This window comes from Agrobacterium sp. CG674 (genome assembly GCF_053521645.1).
In genome coordinates, this window is record NZ_JBNWDZ010000012.1 from 44,082 (window position 1) to 62,790 (window position 18,709).

Genomic DNA, 18,709 nt, shown 5'->3' on the forward strand with positions numbered 1-18,709 from the left:
TAGTACATGACAATCTTGTTCAAAACGACGATCACTGAAGACCAGGCATTTGCAAAGATCGAGGCAGCGCTGAACACCAGCCGCGAATACGACGGCTATTTTAGTGTCGCGGACGATGATGGCGAGACGCCTCTGTCATGGGGTCCCTCAATGAGCGGTGAAGAATTTCTCGCAAACGTCCGAGAAATGCTGGAAGTGACGTGGAAAGCAGCCCGGTTTTGGGTTGTCTATGACCGTCGAGAGGACCGTGGAGATCCTGACGCCATCGCGATGCGCAATGCAGCATTTCGTATCACCCGCGGATATAATGGCGTTATCGTAGCTTCGTTAAGTCTCCTGGGACGGAAAGACGCTTTGCAAGATCTCGAACTGATTTTCGTCTGTTTCAGAGAAGATTTCCAACGTCGCAACTTTCGAATTCGCTTTGAGAATAAACCCATTACATCTCCATGAGGCCGGGTCAGCTTTCGTCCTTAGTGGTCATTGAAACTGATGCTCGTGAAGTCAGCGGTCTTGCCGTTCCATGTGCCGGATGCAAAGGCGGTTACCGAATGCCCTGTGGGCGGACCTTCATCCAGACGGCCCACCGTTAGACCGAGCTTGTCAAACAGTATGATCCCAAAAGAAATCGCAGCTCCCCCATTTAGCTCCTCCAATGCGCGGAGTACCTTTAATCCGTTCGTTCCGAAAGCAGATATTCCTCGAAACATAACTACTCCAATATCGTAGAAGGCTTCGATCTCGCTCACCCGATTTTCTCGATAACGTACGACTGGCGCTTTGGTACCGCGATGCTCACTGAACGTATCAGGCCGAAGGCCTCGTCTCGACCGGTCTGGTGCTCCGATATGTGTGGCGACATCCTCTGGAGTCATGCCGAATTTTATGGGCCCAATTCCTGAGAAAGAGTCGATAATCCATGTCATATCAGTTTTCTCCATAACCGATTGAGAAATTAAAGGATGCGCAAATTTGAGCAACCTCACTGACCGCTTCGGGCCAACAGGTGACTATCTCCGTTAGAGTGTCATTTTGCCCTCTACCGGAACCATATTGGCTTTGTCTCGAATGCCGTATTCTCCGGCACATTATTGAGACGGCACAGGGCGCGGGTGGCGCGTTCGCGTGGTGATTGACTGGCACGCATGGTTCTTATGCTGCGCTTAAGGCCAGCCGGAAGCCAAGCGCATGAATGATTTTGTGCATCGTTTCATAGCGAAGCTTCGATCCGGGTTTCAGGGCCTTGTACAAGCTTTCGCGACCAAGGCCGGAAACCTCCGCGATCTTCGCAATTCCGCGTGCCTTGGCGACATGGCCCAGCGCTGCAATGAAAACGTCCGGGTTTTCGTCTTCCATGGCAACGATCAAATATTCCATCATGGCTTCTTCGCTATCGAGATATTCCGAAGCATCGAACTTGCTGAATTCCGTCATGGTCATTCCTTTCCGATGGTACGGGCCATTTCGATGGCCTTTTGAATGTCGCGCTTTTGGGTGGACTTGTCGCCGCCGATCAGCAGCAGGTAAACCGTTTCGCCTCTGCGCGTGTAATACAGGCGATATCCCGGTCCGAAATTAATGCGCATTTCTGAAACGCCCTCCCCTACCGGCTTCCAGTCGCCAAAGTTTCCATTCTCTGCCGCAGTGATGCGATGAAGGATGCGAACCTTGCCCTTGGTATCTTTCAGGGCTTTCAACCAGCTATCGAACTGATGTGATTTCTCGAAGGTGCTCATGAGTTTTTGTATCCAACTAGATACGTATTTGCAAGAAAAAAGTTAGCGGACAAAGCCAGTGGATGAGCCTGTCTGGGGTCGGTTCAGGCTGAGGAGGAAATGACACTCCAAACGCGAGCGGCTGCTGTTCCAATTAAACCCTCGTAAATCTTAGGCGCGGGAAGTCGTTATTCTTATGGTCTAATCGCTGTCCAAAAGAGACTAAAGTTCAGTTGGGACAGCGACGGCTTGGCCGCTTTTGCGCCAACACCCGACATGGCGGCTGGGGTAAATTTCCATATCCTGCGACGTTGCAAAAGTCAGGAAAACAAGAGTCCCTTTAATTTGGGGATTGCGACAACAGCGAAACGCAGCTGTCGGCTCAAAGCCGCCAAAATTGTGCCTTCACAATCTACGTGCAGAGCACCTAATCTGAATCGCTGGGGCATTCCAGCTTGTTGGGGCAAGAGAAGTCTTCTCCGCCCAGCGCACTTGGGGCGGTTTCAAGCGGGACGTTGTTGGGGTAGCACTTTTATCAGCACTTGCCGTCACGGTTCCGTGACTTTACCTTATCCCGTACTTCATATGGCAAGGGGTAGGAGATGTTCGACACGCTGGCGCAAGCGCATCTTGTAATCGAGGAGCGGTTTGCTCCCAATACGGTTGAGATAGTGGCGGGCGCGCTGCGATCGGTGATGGTGTTTTCAGCGAAAAGTGACGACAACCTTGGTGGCAGCCGGATCGGTGGTACGCCGGATCTGCCAAAAGTGATCGAGTGGCCGCGACGACCGGTCCCTGACAATATCGATGAGATCGCTAAACGCGCCGGCGAGCCTTCCGACGGGAATTTGCGCCAGCATCTTGCCGCGGGCCTGCCCTATGCCTTCATTGCGCAGATCAATCTGATGGAGGCGGCGCGTCTGGGTGATGTGGCAAAACCCCTGCCTGACGCTGGCCGGCTGTTGTTCTTTTACGACTTGATTGCGGGTCCCTTCGACACGGGGTTACAGTCGGCGAAGGTGATCTGGGACCGCAGCCCGGCCGAAGCGCTTGCGCATGGCGCCATGCCAGACAGTCTTGTGACCGCCGCTTCTGCCTATCGCATGATGATCGACGACACCAACCGGCAATACGGTATACAGCCGAGCGCTCGCCCGGCCGGCGCGCCTTTGCCGGGCACTCCCTATGGCGGTCCGGCCCGACCGATGGCGCTCAAGGTTGCGCTGCAGCTGCCCTCCTTTTCCAGCCTTGAATTCGAGGCGTCCGGCCAGCTGGTCACGACCTATTCCGCTGATCGGGCGGTGATCGGCGGCGCCCAGGCGTTCAGCCAGGCCTACGACGACGTTTCCCAAGGTGCGGAGCAGAAAAGCCTGCTCCTCGGCGCGCCGGCGCCTGAGCAGGACGATCCCCGTTACGACGCGGTCGTTGTCAGCGACTACAACGCGCAGTCTCTCTTCGGTGCGGACTGGACGAAGAACAGAGACAGGGTAATGGAAAAGGCAAAGGACTGGCTGCTTCTGCTGCAGATGGATGTGCCCGGCTGGATGCAGGACAGCAGTGAGGGTACAGTTTACTTCCTGATTCGTGAAAAGGATCTTCAAGACCGGGCGTTCGAGCGCGTCATCGCCGTCTATCAGCAAACCTGAGGGCGGATGATGCGTAGCCTCCCTTTTCTAGGCCCCGTCGTTCGAACGAAGTCAGGCTACCATTTCGGGCAAACTCGGAAGTTTTGCACGTGACGCTTACTAGTCTGGATTAGGATTGAGACTAAGTAGCTTATGGGGTGCCGTCGCTTGGTGCGCCAGGCGTCGAGTTACTGCAACAATGCCGCACGACGGAGTGGATGTGCGGCTAGAGTTCTGCGATGAAAAAGCTCAAGCCATCGAATCCCTCGCTCAACCGATGCGATCAGGTAGAGCGGACTCTTTTGCTGCTTCGACCATTACGAGCACGTTGAAGCCTTCCCGGACATGAAACCCGTCTTCAGCTAGCAACGCATTGCCGTGCGCGTCCATGAACCACTTCGCGGTGCCGTGATCGTAGAACTCCGCGATGGCGGCTTCGACCTTTGCTTTCGCCTCGATTAGAACGTCGCGCTTTTCCAGCCTTCGTGTGTTGATCTGCACAAGCCTGCGTTTTGCGGGCTTGCCAGCATCGGAGACGAACACCGAGAGCTTGTCGGTGTGATAGCTTTTGATGCGGACCCGCAGCCGCTTAGGGCGCGTTCTGTCGAATTCATCATTGATAAACTGGATGCGGGCTTCGATCTCGTCATCCTCGAGCTGGGTCTCCGGCATGACGTCGCTAACCGGGATCAGATCGTCGGCAAAATGCTCCTGCGCCACTTCCGCTGCGTGATGGGCGTAGGCGAGATGTGTAACGGGCAAGGTCGCGAGCCATTTGCGTCGTTGGGCGATAGCCATGGATTTGGCTGCAAGCTCACCGAACTTCGACACGGTAAAGTTCTCGCGCTTCTGGCCGTCATTGGTCATCAGTGTGGCCTGCCAGGCGTCGCCCTCGCGGGTCTCGATCCGGCGTACCCCGGAAATGCCGCTCTGGTTATTCTTGCGCAGGAGGACGGCCTGCTGGTGATTGGTCGCGGGTGGAATGGCTTCGATGATCGCATCGCGATAGGCCCGCGCCGCCTTGTAGGTAGCTTTCTCGCAGCCGTAAACACTGTCCTTGAACAGGCGCACAATTTTGTGGCCGCGTCGTCTCAGGCTCACCCACCAACCAGCACCGCGACGCTCATTGGCGTCCTCGCGTTTCAGTCCATAATTATCTGCGTCATGCTTCGTCTGCGGGCTGTGTGCCTTCCTGCGGCTCTTCCCTACCCCACTGTCCATATCCACGAGCGCCATTACCGTGTCCCCTGACCTCAGCCTTTCCTTCAGTTTAGTCGACAGATTGCGGCGAGTTTGGGATGCCAAGTGAAAAATATGGGCTTTTGGTTGCAAATATGACCGGCGCTCCATCCTTTCGCCACAATGATTGATTGCATTCGGCCCAGATTTTGACAGCTGATTGATATTTTATCCAATCCGATCACCGGGGTTCCCCATGACCGACCAGCCATCGTCGTCCGAGTTCATCCAGGCCAGCCGTGTCTTGAAGGTGAAGTCGCCGCTTGGCGAAGACCAGTTGCTGCCAGAGCGCATGGTGATCACCGAAGGCGTTTCGCAACTGTTTGAGATACAGTTGAATGTCCGTGCCAAGAAGGAAGCGGTCAAACCTGAGGAACTGATCGGGCGTCTTGTCGATGTGTCAATCGAGGTTCAACAGGGCGATGGCGAGAATGGCAGTGGCATCCGCCGCCCCTTCAACGGCCTGGTGACCGACCTGCACGAGGGACCACCTATCACCCGTGGTCTTCGTTCCTACGCCATGACCATCCGCCCGCAAATGTGGTTGCTATCCCGCCGTTCAGACTGCCGCATCTGGTTGGACAAAACCTCGATGGATGTTGTCGAAACACTGTTTTCCGAACACGGCATTCCAGCCCCGGATACGTCGGGCATCATCAAACCTCCGCCTCCGCAAAGCTACAGCGTTCAGTTCAACGAAACCGACCTTGACTACCTCTTGCGTCGTTTCGAAGAAGACGGGTTGTACTACTTTTTCAGCCACGAAGATGGCTCTCACAAGCTGCATGTGGCCGATACCGCCAATGGATGGCTTGGACCATCGCCTTCAGCACAGGGTGAAGGCAGAGTGAGATTGGCACAGGGCTCGTCCGATCGCAACCACATCAATGACTGGGCCCGTCGCTTTTCCTATGTCTCGGGTCAGCGCGCTGGTGCCGACTGGAATTTCGAAACACCCGGCATGGTGCCGAGCAATATGACACCGTCACTGGTGCAGATGCCGGATGCGACCAAACGCGAGCTTTATGAGTACCCGGCCCGCATCAAGACGGTGGAAGAGGCAGAGCGTGCCCAGAAACTCCGGGCGCAATCCATCGAGGCCGACCATGATCGTGTCTTCGGCGGATCGACCTCTCGCATTCTGGAAGCTGGTCGTCGCTTCACGCCTTACGAGGTGGCCCATCCCGAGCATGAATATGAAGAGCATGTGATCATTAAGGCGAGCCACACCATCGTGGACCGCTCCTATGAAACAAACAGCAACGAGCCGGAATACCGCAACACCTTCGAAGCCATCCCCGCCCGCGTACCTCTCACCCCACATCGGACAACCAAGCGTCCGAAGATAGAAGGCACGCAGGTCGCCATCGTCGCGGGTCCAGAGGGTGAAGAAATCCACCCGGATCAGTACGGCCGGATCAAGCTATGGTTCCCATGGGACCGCAAGGCCAAGAAGGATGGAACGGATACGTGCTGGGTGCGGGTGGCGCAGAACTGGGCAGGCTCCACCTGGGGCGGCCAGATCATACCGCGCATCGGGATGGAGGTGATGGTCGCGTTTGTCGATGGTGACCCGGACCGGCCCTTAGTAACGGGCGTGGTGCCAAATGCGCGGCAAACGGTGCCATACGAGTTACCAGCAAGCAAAACAAAGAGCACGTTCAGAACTCAAACGCACAAGGGGCAAGGGTTCAATGAGCTAACCTTCGAGGACGAGAATAATAAGGAAGAAATATATATGCATGCTCAGAAAGACATGAACATGCATGTGCTTAACGATCGTTCAAAACGTGTTGAAAACGATCAACACGAATTTGTCGGTCGCGATAAGACGATGCAAGTTGGCGGCAACCATGAAGAGGTAGTCGCTGGCAACGTCTCAATCTCGGTTGGACGTAACAAACTGAGCGAACATCTTCTTTCGAAAACAACTAATTTGTTTAAAAGTCTAGGTGGTTTATTAGAAAAGTCACATATCCCAGATCCTCTGAATCTTGCAAAGGGTAATTTTCAGCTTTTTATTGAGAAAAACAAGTCGGAGATCGTACATCTTGGTTCGTCAGAAGTCGTAGGTGTCGCGAAATCTACGATTGTTGGTAACGTTCAGCAAACAACGGTCGGCCGTCAAAAAAGCTTGATCGTACGAGGTCGTTATGACGAAGACATTGGCAAGGTTCGCAAAATGCGCGTTGGAGAAGAACTGCTAATCCAAGTGGGTGAACATACTGAGATCCGAATGACAAAAGATGGGAAGGTACTCATAAAGGGAATATCGATTAAGCTGGAAGCCAGCAAAATCGATATGAACTAAAATGCCGACGACTAGTTCTTCTCGCAACTCCAGTCCAACTACGTCTGATCCAGTCGAGGATTGGAGTGTTCTGGACTATATTTACGCCGACGAGGATCCTATCCTTGGTGGACACGGGGCCTTGCCGCCTGTCGAAGTGCGAACCAGAGAGCGTGAAGATGAACTGAAGAGCTTACATGGAAAAGATATAGAGGCGCTAGGCATCCAACCGGCAGATAAGCTGGAGGAAAATTCTTCATCGAATGATCATGCCGCTTGGAGTCCAATTTCTAGTGGCTCGTTCGACATCAATGACGCTTCCGTTTTTCCGACGAGCACTGAGGCTGAAGACATCAAAGCGCTCGCCGACTATGCATCAAAGCTGGACGCCAATGCATTGGAAGGTGGTAAGCAAAAAGACGGAGACGAGAGTCCTTTAACGCTGAAGGCCGAGTCTAAAGGCGAGCGGAAATATGAAGGCCATCTGCCCTCTGGCAAGTCAACCACGGAAAATAAAGCCTCCCTAGAGGCAAAAGCAGAATACAAATTATTCGAAAAAAAATGGGCAGTGCACGAGCAGAAAGATACAGAAGGCTTTTATCAGAACCATCTCCGTGTGTTCGGTGCCGAAACGAAAGCAGTGGGTTCGGCTGGCCGGTTTATTGAGGATGGAAAAACCGTCCAAGGAGCAAAAGTTGAGGCTAGCGCCAGCGCAAGCATGCTCGACTGGAAAAATAAGTTCAAAGGAGGGACGGCTCTTCCTCGAGAAATGAACGTCGACGTGACCGCGGTGAAAGCTGAAGCTAAAGCTAGCGGCGAAGCGACATTCAACAGGCAAGAGGGCGAGGCCACTCTTAAGGGTGAACTTGGTGCAGAAGCGATAATCCTAGAAGTAACGGCAGATGGTAAAACTTCAATTGTGCCGGCGCGCTGGGTAGATGCAGCTTGCAACCATACATGGCTTGGGCACTGGAAGTGGTCCCAAGAGCTTTGTCGTGCGGTCGAAGACGACACCTACGATTATGGTATCACGCTTGGTGGAACTGCTGGTGTAAGTACGGGTGCTGCGGCAAAATTTGAGGGCGGTTTAGAGAAGAAAAATGGTACATGGAAGTTTGGTGGGAAAAGTAAGGTGGCTGTTGGAGCGGGTGGAACCATCGGCGGGACTATCGAAGGCGGAAAGATCGGCCGATGATTAGTCAAACCGCCAAAGGATGTTATGCAACTATTTTAATGTTGGCACTGATATTTGGTGTCGGAACGACGAAGGCGACTGAAATGTCTAAGTGGGTTGGAGAAGAGGACGCGTTCAAAGCGACGCCTATATGCGACAAATCTGAGCTTAAAATAGCGATGCCTCCCTACTCCACGCAAAACATCATCTCTGCCGAGGATATGTGCGGGAAGGTCTACATCTTCACCGATAGTGACTCTGATGAGAGGATCGCTTTCGCTGGCGCATTGATTTTTAATCCCGTGATAGAAGCACAGAAATATCCCGCAGCACGGCGCCAGTTGATCGAAATGTTAGCGAAAACAGGCGGAGGGCCAAACCTGCATCTAGAGCTTTCAAGTCTTACATCCAAAAATCTGCAAGGTTTCTTGTTCGAACAAATTGAAATGCGTTCAAATGGTATCAAAGGTCCAGCCGGATCAATGACCTGGGATGTCGGTATCCGTGAGTTTGGTGAACAAACCGCAATCATCTTCAGCGGCGTGACAGATCTCGCAAAACAACAAGACACACTCACAGACGAAGAAAAAAAATCTGCGGTCGAGCTGTTAGATGAACTTTCACGATGGAAGAACGAAAGCCTCAACCATCTCGTAAGCGGAACTAAATATCCCTGAGTGTGCTTCGGCACACAGGAGCCATTTCCGGTCCTTCATATGAAATCACTCAGACCGAAAGGCAGGGAGACCATTGTGAGTGACATTTGGGACGACTTGAGGTTTGGGCTCCGTGAAATTCGAGAAAAAGATAACATTTGAACCAAAGTTCTAGCTCTTGCCAAGATGATCGAGATAGAGAAGGCAACAGAAAACTTGCCAATCAAAGATGGGATCGTTGTTTGCGGTGGCGCTATGGAGGGGTTAGTGCGCGGCGTGTGAACATAGTCCAGGCGGCGAAGCGCAGCATTGATCTTATTACTGCGACAACCAACTTCTGGAGGCTTTAAACTGAAAGGCTGTCCCGCATTGCTGCTTGTCGCAGCCGTCATCCCCTAGTTCGTAGGCCCAACCGTCTTCTCGGTGGCACAACCTAGAAACGTATCCGGAGAGCGAAACGCTAGCTTTCCTCGCTAAACCAGTGGAGCGAAATCATCATGAAGCAAGACATGTCTTCTCATCTTTTTTCTTCACCCCGACCGATCGAGGTCGCATCCCGTGCTGACCAGTTCGGTCTTTATCTGATTTTGGCCGTTTCAGCCTCAGGCGTCCCTACGGTTGCGGGCATCGATCCTTCACAGGTTATGACCGGCAATCCATTCTCTCAGGATGCCGTTGGATGCCTGGCGATCGGCATGGAACTGGCCGCTGGCCCGGTCCTGCTGATCGGTCATGTGCCTTTCGATGCTATCTGCCGGGCCTTCTCGCAGGGCGCAGCGCAGACAGCAAACACAGCGCCTGAAAAACCACTCTCCCTGAAATGTGGCCGTTCGGAGCTGCGGCTCTATCCAGATGGCCGCATTCGTATCCTGGGTGACGATGTGTCTATCGAGGCACTGGGGCGCATGGCTATGAAGGGCGCCGTCGTTGAACTGAACTGAAACCAAAAGGATGGGCTCCATGTGGACGCTTGCTAACCGCACGCCATTTGCCGCATTTTCGGGCTTCGACCGCGACAAGGAAGGCCGCAGCTACTGGCTCGTCTGGGCAAAAGCGACTTTTCGCATGCGCCACCAACGAACCTGCCTGTTCGAACGCAAACAGATCGATCTTTTCCGCGCCCCGGTCTACCGCGCCGAAGTCGGCACCAGTGATTTAGTAGCCGATATTGATATAGGTCTCCCAAAAGTGCGGCCGGATGTCCTCTTTACCGGCCATGCCTACCGCCCGGTTTCGACGGCGAGAGAAGAAGCTTTCGAAGTCTCGGCTTCTATCGGACAGTGGTCCAAGTCTCTGTCCGTCCAGCCCGCCATGATCCGCTCCGACCGGTCGACCGTGCCATTGCAGGATAGCGAAGACGCACCGGTCTTCCTTGGCTTTAGCAATGCTTACGGGGGAACAGATACTGACAGCGAATCAGGGCTTCTACAGGAGTTTGCAGAGAACCCGCTAGGTCTGGGTTACTGGGCGTCCGAAGCCGCCGCAAAAGGGAAGATACTGCCCCGACTTTACGCGCCCGGGGTAAAACCCATCGCGGGATGGAGCGACCGTGCAGATCCCGTTGCCTTCTGCGCCATTCCGAGAGCATGGCCGCAACGGGCGCGATATTCCGGTACATATGACGAGAACTGGATGCGCAGAAAATCGCCGCTTCTTCCCGATGACCTTCAGGACGAATACTGGCAGAGCTCGCCTGAAGACCAGCAACTCACCGAAACTCCGCTTGAGGGCCAGACAATCAAACTCACAAATATGCTTCCGGACCGCGGCGATGTGGCTCTTAGGCATTTCACGACCGAGCTGCCGACGTTGCAGTTCGAGTTGACAACACGTTTCAAGCACCGTTGGCAGGAGACATCCATGACGCTGCAAACTATTCATCTTTTTCCGGATGAAGGTTTGCTGACCTTGGCCTATTGCGGCGCGATGCCCCTGCTAAGTGCTACCAATGACGTGCTTGTCGAGCGGAGTGAATTGGTGTTGCGCGGCCATTCTGGGTTCCGCGTGCGGCCTGAAGATACAGACTGCTTCGACGGCCTGGGCATGGAGGTTTGACGATGCCGAATACTGTTTCCACCAATGGGCTTACCATGTCGCATCAGGGGACGGGGGGATATGAGAAAAACTCAACCCCCGATGTCTGTCTGACTCCATCCGGCCCGGTCCCGGTGCCGTATTCGATCATCTCTTACTCGCGAGACCTTATCCGGGGGACGCGCACAGTGTTTGCCGATGGCGGGCATTCTGTAGCGATCAAGGGATCGGCACACACTCCGGGTTATGGTGACGAGCCAGGCACCGGAAAGGGCGTAATGTCCGGTACAAATATGCACGAATCCACTTGGATCACCTACTCGCCAAATGTCTATGCGGAAGGCAAGAATATCTGTCGTCTGTCGGACAAGCTGTTCATGAACAACAAGAACTGCATTTCTGGCGCAGGTGGCCATTACGAGCCGCCGGCCCACCTGGAAGAGCTGGTTAAAGAGCTTTGTAAGATTTTCTGCCAGGTTCGCGATGAATGGCACGAGTGCAAAAAAAAAGGTGGCAATTGCAAGCGTCCCTCCGCCCTGGCCAAAGAACGAACAGCCGCCGCGCTCGAAAACGCGGACAGCCGCCTGTCGAAAGCCATTTCAAGGAAATTTCCCGGCGCCGTTGGACATGCCGAAAAGACATTCTTTGGTTCGGCAGACAAGATTTTCGACGGGGCTAGAAAAATCTACGATCAGTCTGCCATGAAGGGCGCCATCAAGCGGCAGATCGACAAGCTGGTGAAAAAGAAAATCGTTGAGAAGGGTGTCAAGATGGCCGGCAAGGCCTGGATGAAGCTTGTGCCTGGTCTCAATGTCCTCTCCACGATCGTGGATGCCGCAGACCTCGCCTACACCGGCTATGAAATCTATGACATGATCCAGCAGTCGCAAACGGTCATGGACAAGGCCATCAAAGTCGTGCCTGACGTGGGTATTCAGGGCAAGGACGGCGATCTAATCGATGTGTATGACTACAAATTTGACGATCCTGACACAGGTTATCAGGATGAGTGGCAAAGGAAGCAGGAGCAAGAGGAAGCCTATCGCCGTGCTTCGGGCAAGTCACCCAAAAAAATCGACAATGACACCTGCCGGTGCGACAAAAAGGGCGGCCTAGTTGTGCCTTCTAGCTAGAAAACGTATTTGGAGTCCTTAATGCCTGATTTCATTCTCTATGAAGGAGACCCGATTGCCGTGCCGGCTTTTCGCATCATCGCGATCATCGATGGTGATATACATGGCGAGCGCAATCGACAGATCCTGACTTCGATCTATGCCAAGTTCGAGGCGCTTTTTGGTGAAAGCGCCAATGTCACGTCTTACAATTTCCCGGGATATACAGGCAAGATTCGCTGGACAAACCCCAAGATCATTGAAGACGGACGTTCGTTTTTCCAAAATGAAAGCACGAAATACGGCCAGGGAATCAGACGCTACGGCTACGCTCTGGATAGTTTCAAGGAGCCAGCACTCCCTTTTTTTGGTATCGAGCAGCGCAGCTATTTCAACTTTCTTGAGATCGCTATCCCTGAAGACGATAGCTCGGCGATGGATTTTGCAAATTTTGTGACAGAGCAGCTCATGGAGGCGCCGGTGATCAGCGGCGTCATGGGAATGGGCTTTTTCCTGCCCCCTTATAAAAGCAGCTTACAGTTCATGATGGGCGGCACGACAGCTCGGCATAGAGCTGTGATCGACGTCACGCCGGATATGCTAATGGACGGCGTTCGTAAGGAAGGCTCAGCCTATCGCTGGCAGCCAGGCGAGCAACCGGGAATTGGCGATATCGGCTGGCGGACGTTTGTGGGCGCCGAGTTCTGGGATCGTCTGCCCGATCCAACTGAATTAGATGAAACGCCGAATGTAGAAATAGAAAAATCCGATAGCGTTCTTTGCATAACCGCTGGCGAAGGTCCGATTTGGGGTGACGTCAACAAGGGTGAAGATATCAGTGCCTACAAGGCCTCTGCACGTTATCTTGCTCCTGTTCGTATGCCCCATGGCGCTTTGGAAGCCTTTGGCTTCGGTGGCAACGGAACGCCAGAACACAAGGACAAGGTCGAAGCTTATCTGAAACGTTTCGATTGATTTTGCTCCACAAAACTAAGGGTATCCATGTCCAGCGTCATCAACGAAGTCATAAAATTACAATCGGCTTCCCTGCCGCTCTATCTCCGGTCTTTCCGGATTGACCTGCATTACTGCGCGGGGATGTTTCCTGACGATGAGCGGCAGGAGACCATTGAAGAGGCTTTTGCAGAGTTGCAGAAAGCCATCCACCTGGGTTTTTTCTGCTGGGATTATTTCTCCACTCGCGAAGCGGCGAAGGTGACGCTGGCGTGGAACACAGATAGTCATATGGCCGTCAATGTTTCAGGCGAAGGCCTGCATTACAACGCGCTGGTAGCCACACTTCGGTTGGTCATCAATCTCCACCACTCCAATCACGCTACATATGAATCGCTAAAAGCATTGCTCGGTGACGATATAGACGCTTTGCCAAAGCCCAATACATTTCGCGAAAATGTGACTTCACTTGTCATATCCGAGATCGATGCCATCGACCAGCGCACCGTGAGTACGCAAGATGTCCTTAGCTACGTCGAAGAGGGAATAATCTTTCCTAGCTACGCGCCGCTGCAAGGAGCTGTGAACGAGGATTTTCAAGACAGTGACGCTATGGAATTGGAACGGGTAATTATCACGTCGCCGACGGATGAAGCATTTCCACCCAAAAACCTCAAGAAGATAGAGGACTATTTTCTCCGCCTGGTAGACAGCGGCGTCTTTACCTCCATAGACAAGCTGGACCGACGACTTCGCGACGACGAAGCGGAGATCTTCGAACGTAAGCGTAGCGAGGCGATGGAACTGCTTTTCCGCGATTACCAGCATCAGAAATATGGCGTGATAGAATTTTTGAATGTGGTGTCCGGCGGTGATATCAACCGCCTAGTCGTACGCAATGACGGTTGATGCCGATGTTGACGCTTCTCGAATGCGGTCTCTCAACTGCCTTTGCTTCTGGTATCGATGCGACGCAAGCCGCAATAGTGGAGGAGAAATCCGTCCTTTTTCGGTACGAAACGTTCATTGGCAGCGACTTTCAACCCCAGCTTTGCGCCTTCAGGGATAACAGCCGAATCGGGGAATTTGCACCTCGCTTGCGTGAGTTGGTGCAGGAGGCGACTGCCGACCTGGTAGCGCGCATTTCCGCGCTTGATGCGATTTCATCATATTTGTACGGCCGAAGAGCAAAGTTGGTCATTGTCCTTCCGGAAATCGATGACGCAAGCGGGCTCGACAGGATTTCGCTTTCATCTCTGGGTCGAGACCTGATTGATGAAATGTGCAGTAGCTTGTCCAATGATATAGGCCTTATCATCTCGGAAACTGTGATCCGGGCTGCTGGCCACGCAGGTGTCGGATCTGCAGTTGCCGACCACCTCATCGAGCCATCGCCTGAGCACGCCGATATAGTTCTGGTTGCGGCAGTGGACAGCTACAATGACCGACAGCGCCTCAACCGGCTCAACGATCAGAAACGCCTCTTCACCAAGCAGAACCAATTCGGCTTCGTTCCGGGTGAGGCAGCCGGCATTCTTCTGTTCAAGAGGCAGACGGCCACGATGTCATCTTTGCAGCTCCTCGGAGCGGGACATATGGTGGAATCCGTCAAGGAAGATCAAGAGGCTGACAGTGTCTTTACCGCCCTCAGCGAAGCTGCGTTTACAGCCACTGAAATGGCCCTAAAGAATAGCAACGAAAGATCAATCAGTGCTTGGATTGCGGACTGGAACAACAGTCGCTACCGTGCCACCGAGTTATCTTTCGCCATTCACCGCCTTAACGCAGCCTGCTTGCAGGAGGGTCTTTCACCTGTTTATCCGGCATTGCAGTTCGGTGATGTTGGTGCTGCCTATGGATGCCTTGCAATCATCTTGGCGCGTTCAGCGCGATCATTTCCGAGTATATTTAGTGTAGATCACGCAGAGGCTTCCGCAGCCCAAGAAAACACCTTTCTGGTGTCAGCGGGCAGTGCAATGAGTGGCTTGCGATCTGCGATGGTCCTATCAACAAGCTGATATTCTCAGTAGAGGTGAGGCTGGATTACAAGATGCGGCTGAAGCCGCAGGAGTTGCGGACATGGTATCCACATCCTGGCAACCGCTGAAGCTCATACCGACGAGACCCTGCCGGGCGTGGCGATCAGGATTCGACTTGCCCATTTGGTTTTGCACCATGAACTGGGTGCGGTCGGTAAGTGCCTTGCGGCGAGCGCGGTCGCCAGTCCGGCAAGAGGTGCCCGAGAGCTCAACGTTTGAGGTTGAGAGCCAGCGATGGAGGAAACATCCGCTGTGACTCCCGTCTCAACAGCAGTGCGCAGCCGGGCGCCGAGGTTTGATATCCACCCGAATAGTGGCCGGGTAACCAACTTGCCAACAAACCCGTTCAAGCGTCTGAACCACATCCTCGCCCTACTGAAGCGGGCATCGACCGCCGGCGAGAAACGCGAGAAGGTATCAACGACCATCAAAACCCTGATCTTGCGACCCGTTGCCAGTTGGTCATGAACGAAGTCCATCGCCCAGACATGGTTGTCGGCGTAGCTCAGGCTCCATTGGCCGACAAAATCCAAACTCGAAATACCCGCACCCATCAAAACGCTCCTCAAATTGGAACGCAATGTCACGAACAGGCGCGTCGCGGGTCAATCCTGCAGGGTATGTTCCCAAAAGGTTCTTCGAGTTGGCTAAAATCGCAGCTTCGGGCCGACTGGGCCGTTTTGCACAGCGATCAGTCACGACCCGTGTGCAACTCGAATTCTGGGATCGAAGACGTACAACGTTGCGAATATCCTAATTGCAAGCCAGACGATTTGCCTATAGATTGGCGGAATGCTTGATCATTCGTCCCAAAAAACTCCATCGATAGATCTGCCCATGGACGCGCTCAGCGAAGTCTTGCGGGACTTTCGCCTGAGCGGGGTGAATTATGGGCGCTGCGAACTGCGGCATCCGTGGAACATCGCCTTTCCTGAACAGCCGCTTTTACGCTTTCACTTTGTGAGCCAGGGGCCTTGCTGGATTTATACCGAGGCTCAAGGCTGGGAAGCGTTGAACGAGGGCGATCTAGTGCTGTTGCCGCAGGGCATTGCGCATCGCCTGGCGAGTGCGCCTGATGTTAAGGGCGATTGTCGCGAATCTTGCCAGATAACGAAATTGGAAAGCAGCGTTTGTGAAGTGGTGCGGGAGGGCACAGGAGCCACCGCCACCCTGTTCTGCGGTTCCATGGCTTTGGGCGAGCATGCACTTCATCCGTTGATTTCCTTGATGCCACCCATCATCCGGGGCTGTGACGTGGCGGGGAATGACCCGCTCATCGGGCCTTTGCTGGCCGCCATGTCTGTCGAGGCATCTCAGCCGCAAATGGGCAGCGCGACGGTTCTTTCGCGGATGGCGGACTTGCTGACGGCCCGGCTTATTCGCTGCTGGGTCAATTGCAGCGGCGCTTCGACCACCGGCTGGCTTGCGGCGATTCGTGACCCGCATATCGGGCGCGTGCTATCAGCCATCCACCGGGAGCCCGGCCAGCACTGGACGCTGGAGAGCCTCGCTGTCGTGGCGGGTCAGTCACGGTCGATCTTTGCCGAGCGGTTCAGCGCGGTTCTGGGCGAAGGTCCGGCGCGTTACCTCGCCCGCCTGCGCATGGAGCTTGCGCGGGAGATGCTGTCTCGCAACGGCATGTCGGTGGCGGAAGTGGCGACCCGGTTGGGATATGAGTCGGAAGCCTCATTCGCGCGGGCGTTCAAGCGCGTGACCCACTCATCACCCGGCATTGTGCGCCGCAGCAATTCCGGACGAATGGACATGAATTTAGGATTTTGAGTTACATATCATCCTGAGGAGTCCGGCTATAGATGTCTGCGATGTAGGAGACACACAGAGATGACGGACACAACTTTACAGCTCGATGAGCCCATCAGCGATATTGAAGTGGCAGAAGACACCGCGTGGACAGCTGCGACCTGGCTTGCCGTGCTTTCCATGGCCGCAACCAGCTTTGCTCTGGTGTCTGCCGAATTTTTGCCAGCCGGACTTTTGACGCCGATGGCACGCGATCTGGGAATCAGTGAGGGCACTGCGGGACAGGTCGTGACGGCCACAGCTTCCGTTGGTGCCATTACGGCATTGTTCAGTAACGTGCTGATCGGCAAGTTGAACCGCAAGACGGTGCTGGTTGCTCTGACTGCGCTTGCCGTCGGCTCCAACATTCTTGCAGCCACGGCCAGCGAATTCTGGTTATTGCTCGTCGGCCGCGCCGGATTGGGCATTGCACTCAGCGGTTTCTGGGCACTTTCGGTTGCCGTCGTCGCAAGGCTGGTTGGCACCAATGCAACCGGGCGCGGCATGGCCATTGTGACCCTTGGCGTCTCGCTGGCCACGATCGCGGCACCCTCCATGGGCGCATTGATCAGCGATTGGCTGGGATGGCGCACGGCCATGGCGATGACGGCCGGGCTTGCGCTGATCGCCATGCTGATGCAGGCCATCAGCCTGCCCACTCTGCCGGCAAGCACCAGCAACAGCTTGACCGACGTGTTCAAGCTGACACGGCGACGCGGCATTCAGCTGGGCATGCTGGCCATTCTCTTGCTGATGACCGGACATTTCGCGGGTTCGATTTATGTACGGCCCTTCCTGGAGCAGGTGACGCTGCTTGATACACAGTCGATCGCTCTTGCCCTGCTCGGCTTCGGCATTGCCTCCGTCATCGGCAATGTCGCTGGCGGACGGATGGCCGATGCGAGTGTGACGATGGCACTTGCGGTGACCGCAGGTCTGATGGCATCTGCGGCGCTCATTCTGGTTCTCGGAGGCGCTTATGCGGCCATTGCCTTCACGCTGGTCGCGCTCTGGGGCTTTGCGTTTGGCATGGCACCGGTCGTGCTTCCGACCAATCTTTCCCGCAGCGCACCGGACGCTCTGGAAGCAACCGGCAGCCTGATGGTGGTCTCATTCCAGGTCGCCATCAGCATTGGTGCCGTTGTCGGCGGGTACGTTGTGGACAACTATGGTGCCGCAGGACCCCTGACCCTGACCGCCCTCCTCGCCGCCACGACGGTTGCACTGGCGCTCATCCAGCCTCGCAATTGAAGGCTTGAACCAAGACAATCAATCCCCATCAGGACGCGTGTGCTGATGGGGATCATGCATAAGCTACCCACCCTCTGAAGCTGAAGGCCTGGTAGAATTGCGCAATTTCGGTGAACCCCGCTTGTCGCAGATGGGCCTCATCTTCTTCTGGTGCATATGGAGAGGCGCTCTTTCATGCCAACTCTTGCCGCATCCCGCCTTTCACTATCGAATTGCGCCATCGCGCCAAAGTCGATGTGTCGGTCAATCCAGAGCGAGCGGTCCGGTTCGTGCTCGGGGATGCTGATATGGGCAAGCACGAAGGGTGATCCCTGATGCAGACGTTGGCGGATACCACGGAGCGTTGCTGCGCGTTCGTCAAATGAGATGTGATGGAAGACCAGAAGGCAGACAGCACCGTCGAAGGGACCATCGGGGGCCGCTGAAATATCGCCAAGGTGAAAACGGATACGATCTGCTGCACGGGCTGCCGTTTCCCTTGCCAGGATGAGCATACTGGTTGAAGGATCGACCCCATCAAACGACCATCCCGGATGGTGCTCAGCCAGCACATTCAGTTCAAGGCCACCACCTGCTCCAACAACAAGCACCCGTCCGTTCGCCGGAACACGTTCTGCCAGAAGCAGCCCCGTCATGCGGTGAAGGTCAGCGAGACCCGGAACGTTACGCCGTGCAGAGCCTGCATACCCCGCCTGATCTCCATCGAATTTACCCATGAGAGGTAAGCGGCAAGCTGAGGCCGTTCAGGCCCTGTAGCTCCACGGCATAAGGGTATGGATTTCGCTGCTAGGCCAGCCATTTGCAAGGCGCTCAAGCGTCT

The 18,709-nt window shown here is 54.5% G+C and carries 18 protein-coding genes and 1 pseudogene; 13 read left to right on the forward strand and 6 right to left on the reverse strand.

Translation table 11 applies throughout. The annotated features are described in order from the left end of the window. The first annotated feature begins 6 nt into the window (after positions 1-6). Complete coding sequence (locus ACQZ51_RS22050; RefSeq protein WP_448780597.1) at positions 7-453, forward strand: hypothetical protein; 447 nt, start codon at positions 7-9, stop codon at positions 451-453. A 20-nt stretch (positions 454-473) separates the two neighbouring features. On the opposite strand, the gene ACQZ51_RS22055 is transcribed toward ACQZ51_RS22050, so the two are convergent. From ACQZ51_RS22055 to ACQZ51_RS22065, 3 genes are all read right to left on the reverse strand, one after another. Beyond that, positions 474-926 carry a hypothetical protein gene (locus ACQZ51_RS22055; protein WP_448780599.1) on the reverse strand — a complete coding sequence of 151 codons (453 nt, stop codon included), beginning with the start codon at positions 924-926 and terminating at the stop codon, positions 474-476. Positions 927-1,152: 226 nt separating this feature from the next. Then, positions 1,153-1,440 (reverse strand): addiction module antidote protein, encoded by a 288-nt coding sequence (locus ACQZ51_RS22060; protein WP_210189438.1) that lies wholly within the window; start codon positions 1,438-1,440, stop codon positions 1,153-1,155. Further along, complete coding sequence (locus ACQZ51_RS22065; RefSeq protein WP_042619975.1) at positions 1,437-1,736, reverse strand: type II toxin-antitoxin system RelE/ParE family toxin; 300 nt, start codon at positions 1,734-1,736, stop codon at positions 1,437-1,439. Before ACQZ51_RS22065 ends, ACQZ51_RS22060 begins: the two co-directional genes overlap by 4 nt. 581 nt (positions 1,737-2,317) lie before the next feature. Between ACQZ51_RS22065 and ACQZ51_RS22070 the strand changes: the two genes are divergently transcribed. Beyond that, the gene (locus ACQZ51_RS22070) at positions 2,318-3,361 is read left to right on the forward strand and encodes a DUF1963 domain-containing protein (protein WP_448780601.1); all 1,044 of its coding nucleotides are present in this window, start codon (positions 2,318-2,320) and stop codon (positions 3,359-3,361) included. 249 nt (positions 3,362-3,610) lie between these two features. Here ACQZ51_RS22070 and ACQZ51_RS22075 read toward each other — a convergent pair whose 3' ends face one another. Beyond that, entirely contained in the window at positions 3,611-4,576 is a 966-nt protein-coding gene (locus ACQZ51_RS22075; protein ID WP_448780603.1) for a hypothetical protein, read from the reverse strand. A 199-nt stretch (positions 4,577-4,775) separates the two neighbouring features. Here ACQZ51_RS22075 and tssI point away from each other — a divergent pair, with 199 nt between their 5' ends. From tssI to ACQZ51_RS22120, 9 genes are all read left to right on the forward strand, one after another. Then, complete coding sequence (gene tssI, locus ACQZ51_RS22080) at positions 4,776-6,890, forward strand: type VI secretion system tip protein TssI/VgrG (RefSeq protein WP_448780605.1); 2,115 nt, start codon at positions 4,776-4,778, stop codon at positions 6,888-6,890. A gap of 121 nt (positions 6,891-7,011) precedes the next feature. Then, positions 7,012-8,064 carry a hypothetical protein gene (locus tag ACQZ51_RS22085; protein WP_448780606.1) on the forward strand — a complete coding sequence of 351 codons (1,053 nt, stop codon included), beginning with the start codon at positions 7,012-7,014 and terminating at the stop codon, positions 8,062-8,064. Continuing rightward, positions 8,061-8,720 carry a hypothetical protein gene (locus ACQZ51_RS22090; protein ID WP_448780607.1) on the forward strand — a complete coding sequence of 220 codons (660 nt, stop codon included), beginning with the start codon at positions 8,061-8,063 and terminating at the stop codon, positions 8,718-8,720. The genes ACQZ51_RS22085 and ACQZ51_RS22090 overlap by 4 nt, the downstream gene beginning before the upstream one ends. Positions 8,721-9,208: 488 nt before the next feature. Beyond that, entirely contained in the window at positions 9,209-9,640 is a 432-nt protein-coding gene (locus tag ACQZ51_RS22095; RefSeq protein WP_448780609.1) for a hypothetical protein, read from the forward strand. 19 nt (positions 9,641-9,659) lie between these two features. Then, positions 9,660-10,754, forward strand: coding sequence for a DUF2169 family type VI secretion system accessory protein (locus ACQZ51_RS22100; protein ID WP_448780611.1), 1,095 nt, complete (start codon positions 9,660-9,662; stop codon positions 10,752-10,754). 35 nt (positions 10,755-10,789) lie between these two features. Continuing rightward, positions 10,790-11,866: a DUF4150 domain-containing protein gene (locus ACQZ51_RS22105; RefSeq protein WP_448780629.1), complete on the forward strand. Its 1,077-nt coding sequence runs from the start codon at positions 10,790-10,792 to the stop codon at positions 11,864-11,866. A gap of 21 nt (positions 11,867-11,887) precedes the next feature. Next, a complete protein-coding gene (locus ACQZ51_RS22110) occupies positions 11,888-12,820 on the forward strand; it encodes a hypothetical protein (RefSeq protein WP_448780613.1) in 933 nt (310 codons plus the stop codon). Positions 12,821-12,847: 27 nt separating this feature from the next. Then, positions 12,848-13,708, forward strand: coding sequence for a hypothetical protein (locus ACQZ51_RS22115; RefSeq protein WP_448780615.1), 861 nt, complete (start codon positions 12,848-12,850; stop codon positions 13,706-13,708). Between the two features lie 518 nt (positions 13,709-14,226). Beyond that, the gene (locus tag ACQZ51_RS22120; RefSeq protein ID WP_448780617.1) at positions 14,227-14,817 is read left to right on the forward strand and encodes a hypothetical protein; all 591 of its coding nucleotides are present in this window, start codon (positions 14,227-14,229) and stop codon (positions 14,815-14,817) included. Between the two features lie 321 nt (positions 14,818-15,138). On the opposite strand, the pseudogene ACQZ51_RS22125 reads toward ACQZ51_RS22120, so the two are convergent. Next, positions 15,139-15,332: pseudogene (locus ACQZ51_RS22125) on the reverse strand (DDE-type integrase/transposase/recombinase); the annotation flags it as partial. 298 nt (positions 15,333-15,630) lie between these two features. Between ACQZ51_RS22125 and ACQZ51_RS22130 the strand changes: the two are divergent. After that, on the forward strand, positions 15,631-16,620 hold the full coding sequence (locus ACQZ51_RS22130) for an AraC family transcriptional regulator (protein ID WP_448780619.1): 990 nt from the start codon (positions 15,631-15,633) through the stop codon (positions 16,618-16,620). Positions 16,621-16,680: 60 nt separating this feature from the next. After that, positions 16,681-17,889 carry an MFS transporter gene (locus ACQZ51_RS22135; protein WP_448780621.1) on the forward strand — a complete coding sequence of 403 codons (1,209 nt, stop codon included), beginning with the start codon at positions 16,681-16,683 and terminating at the stop codon, positions 17,887-17,889. A gap of 137 nt (positions 17,890-18,026) precedes the next feature. Here ACQZ51_RS22135 and ACQZ51_RS22140 read toward each other — a convergent pair whose 3' ends face one another. Continuing rightward, entirely contained in the window at positions 18,027-18,605 is a 579-nt protein-coding gene (locus ACQZ51_RS22140) for a class I SAM-dependent methyltransferase (RefSeq protein WP_448780623.1), read from the reverse strand. Positions 18,606-18,709: the final 104 nt, after the last annotated feature.

What these genes read in the sequence shown, in the direction of transcription:
- ACQZ51_RS22135 (WP_448780621.1), top strand. Translation starts at nt 16,681, where the DNA reads ATGACGGACACAACTTTACAGCTCGATGAGCCCATCAGCGATATTGAA.
- ACQZ51_RS22100 (WP_448780611.1), top strand. Translation starts at nt 9,660, where the DNA reads ATGTGGACGCTTGCTAACCGCACGCCATTTGCCGCATTTTCGGGCTTC.
- ACQZ51_RS22090 (WP_448780607.1), top strand. Translation starts at nt 8,061, where the DNA reads ATGATTAGTCAAACCGCCAAAGGATGTTATGCAACTATTTTAATGTTG.
- ACQZ51_RS22075 (WP_448780603.1), bottom strand. Translation starts at nt 4,576, where the DNA reads ATGGCGCTCGTGGATATGGACAGTGGGGTAGGGAAGAGCCGCAGGAAG.
- ACQZ51_RS22140 (WP_448780623.1), bottom strand. Translation starts at nt 18,605, where the DNA reads ATGGGTAAATTCGATGGAGATCAGGCGGGGTATGCAGGCTCTGCACGG.
- ACQZ51_RS22055 (WP_448780599.1), bottom strand. Translation starts at nt 926, where the DNA reads ATGACATGGATTATCGACTCTTTCTCAGGAATTGGGCCCATAAAATTC.
- ACQZ51_RS22115 (WP_448780615.1), top strand. Translation starts at nt 12,848, where the DNA reads ATGTCCAGCGTCATCAACGAAGTCATAAAATTACAATCGGCTTCCCTG.
- ACQZ51_RS22130 (WP_448780619.1), top strand. Translation starts at nt 15,631, where the DNA reads ATGCTTGATCATTCGTCCCAAAAAACTCCATCGATAGATCTGCCCATG.
- ACQZ51_RS22095 (WP_448780609.1), top strand. Translation starts at nt 9,209, where the DNA reads ATGTCTTCTCATCTTTTTTCTTCACCCCGACCGATCGAGGTCGCATCC.
- ACQZ51_RS22105 (WP_448780629.1), top strand. Translation starts at nt 10,790, where the DNA reads ATGTCGCATCAGGGGACGGGGGGATATGAGAAAAACTCAACCCCCGAT.
- ACQZ51_RS22070 (WP_448780601.1), top strand. Translation starts at nt 2,318, where the DNA reads ATGTTCGACACGCTGGCGCAAGCGCATCTTGTAATCGAGGAGCGGTTT.
- ACQZ51_RS22060 (WP_210189438.1), bottom strand. Translation starts at nt 1,440, where the DNA reads ATGACCATGACGGAATTCAGCAAGTTCGATGCTTCGGAATATCTCGAT.
- ACQZ51_RS22065 (WP_042619975.1), bottom strand. Translation starts at nt 1,736, where the DNA reads ATGAGCACCTTCGAGAAATCACATCAGTTCGATAGCTGGTTGAAAGCC.
- ACQZ51_RS22050 (WP_448780597.1), top strand. Translation starts at nt 7, where the DNA reads ATGACAATCTTGTTCAAAACGACGATCACTGAAGACCAGGCATTTGCA.
- ACQZ51_RS22110 (WP_448780613.1), top strand. Translation starts at nt 11,888, where the DNA reads ATGCCTGATTTCATTCTCTATGAAGGAGACCCGATTGCCGTGCCGGCT.
- tssI (WP_448780605.1), top strand. Translation starts at nt 4,776, where the DNA reads ATGACCGACCAGCCATCGTCGTCCGAGTTCATCCAGGCCAGCCGTGTC.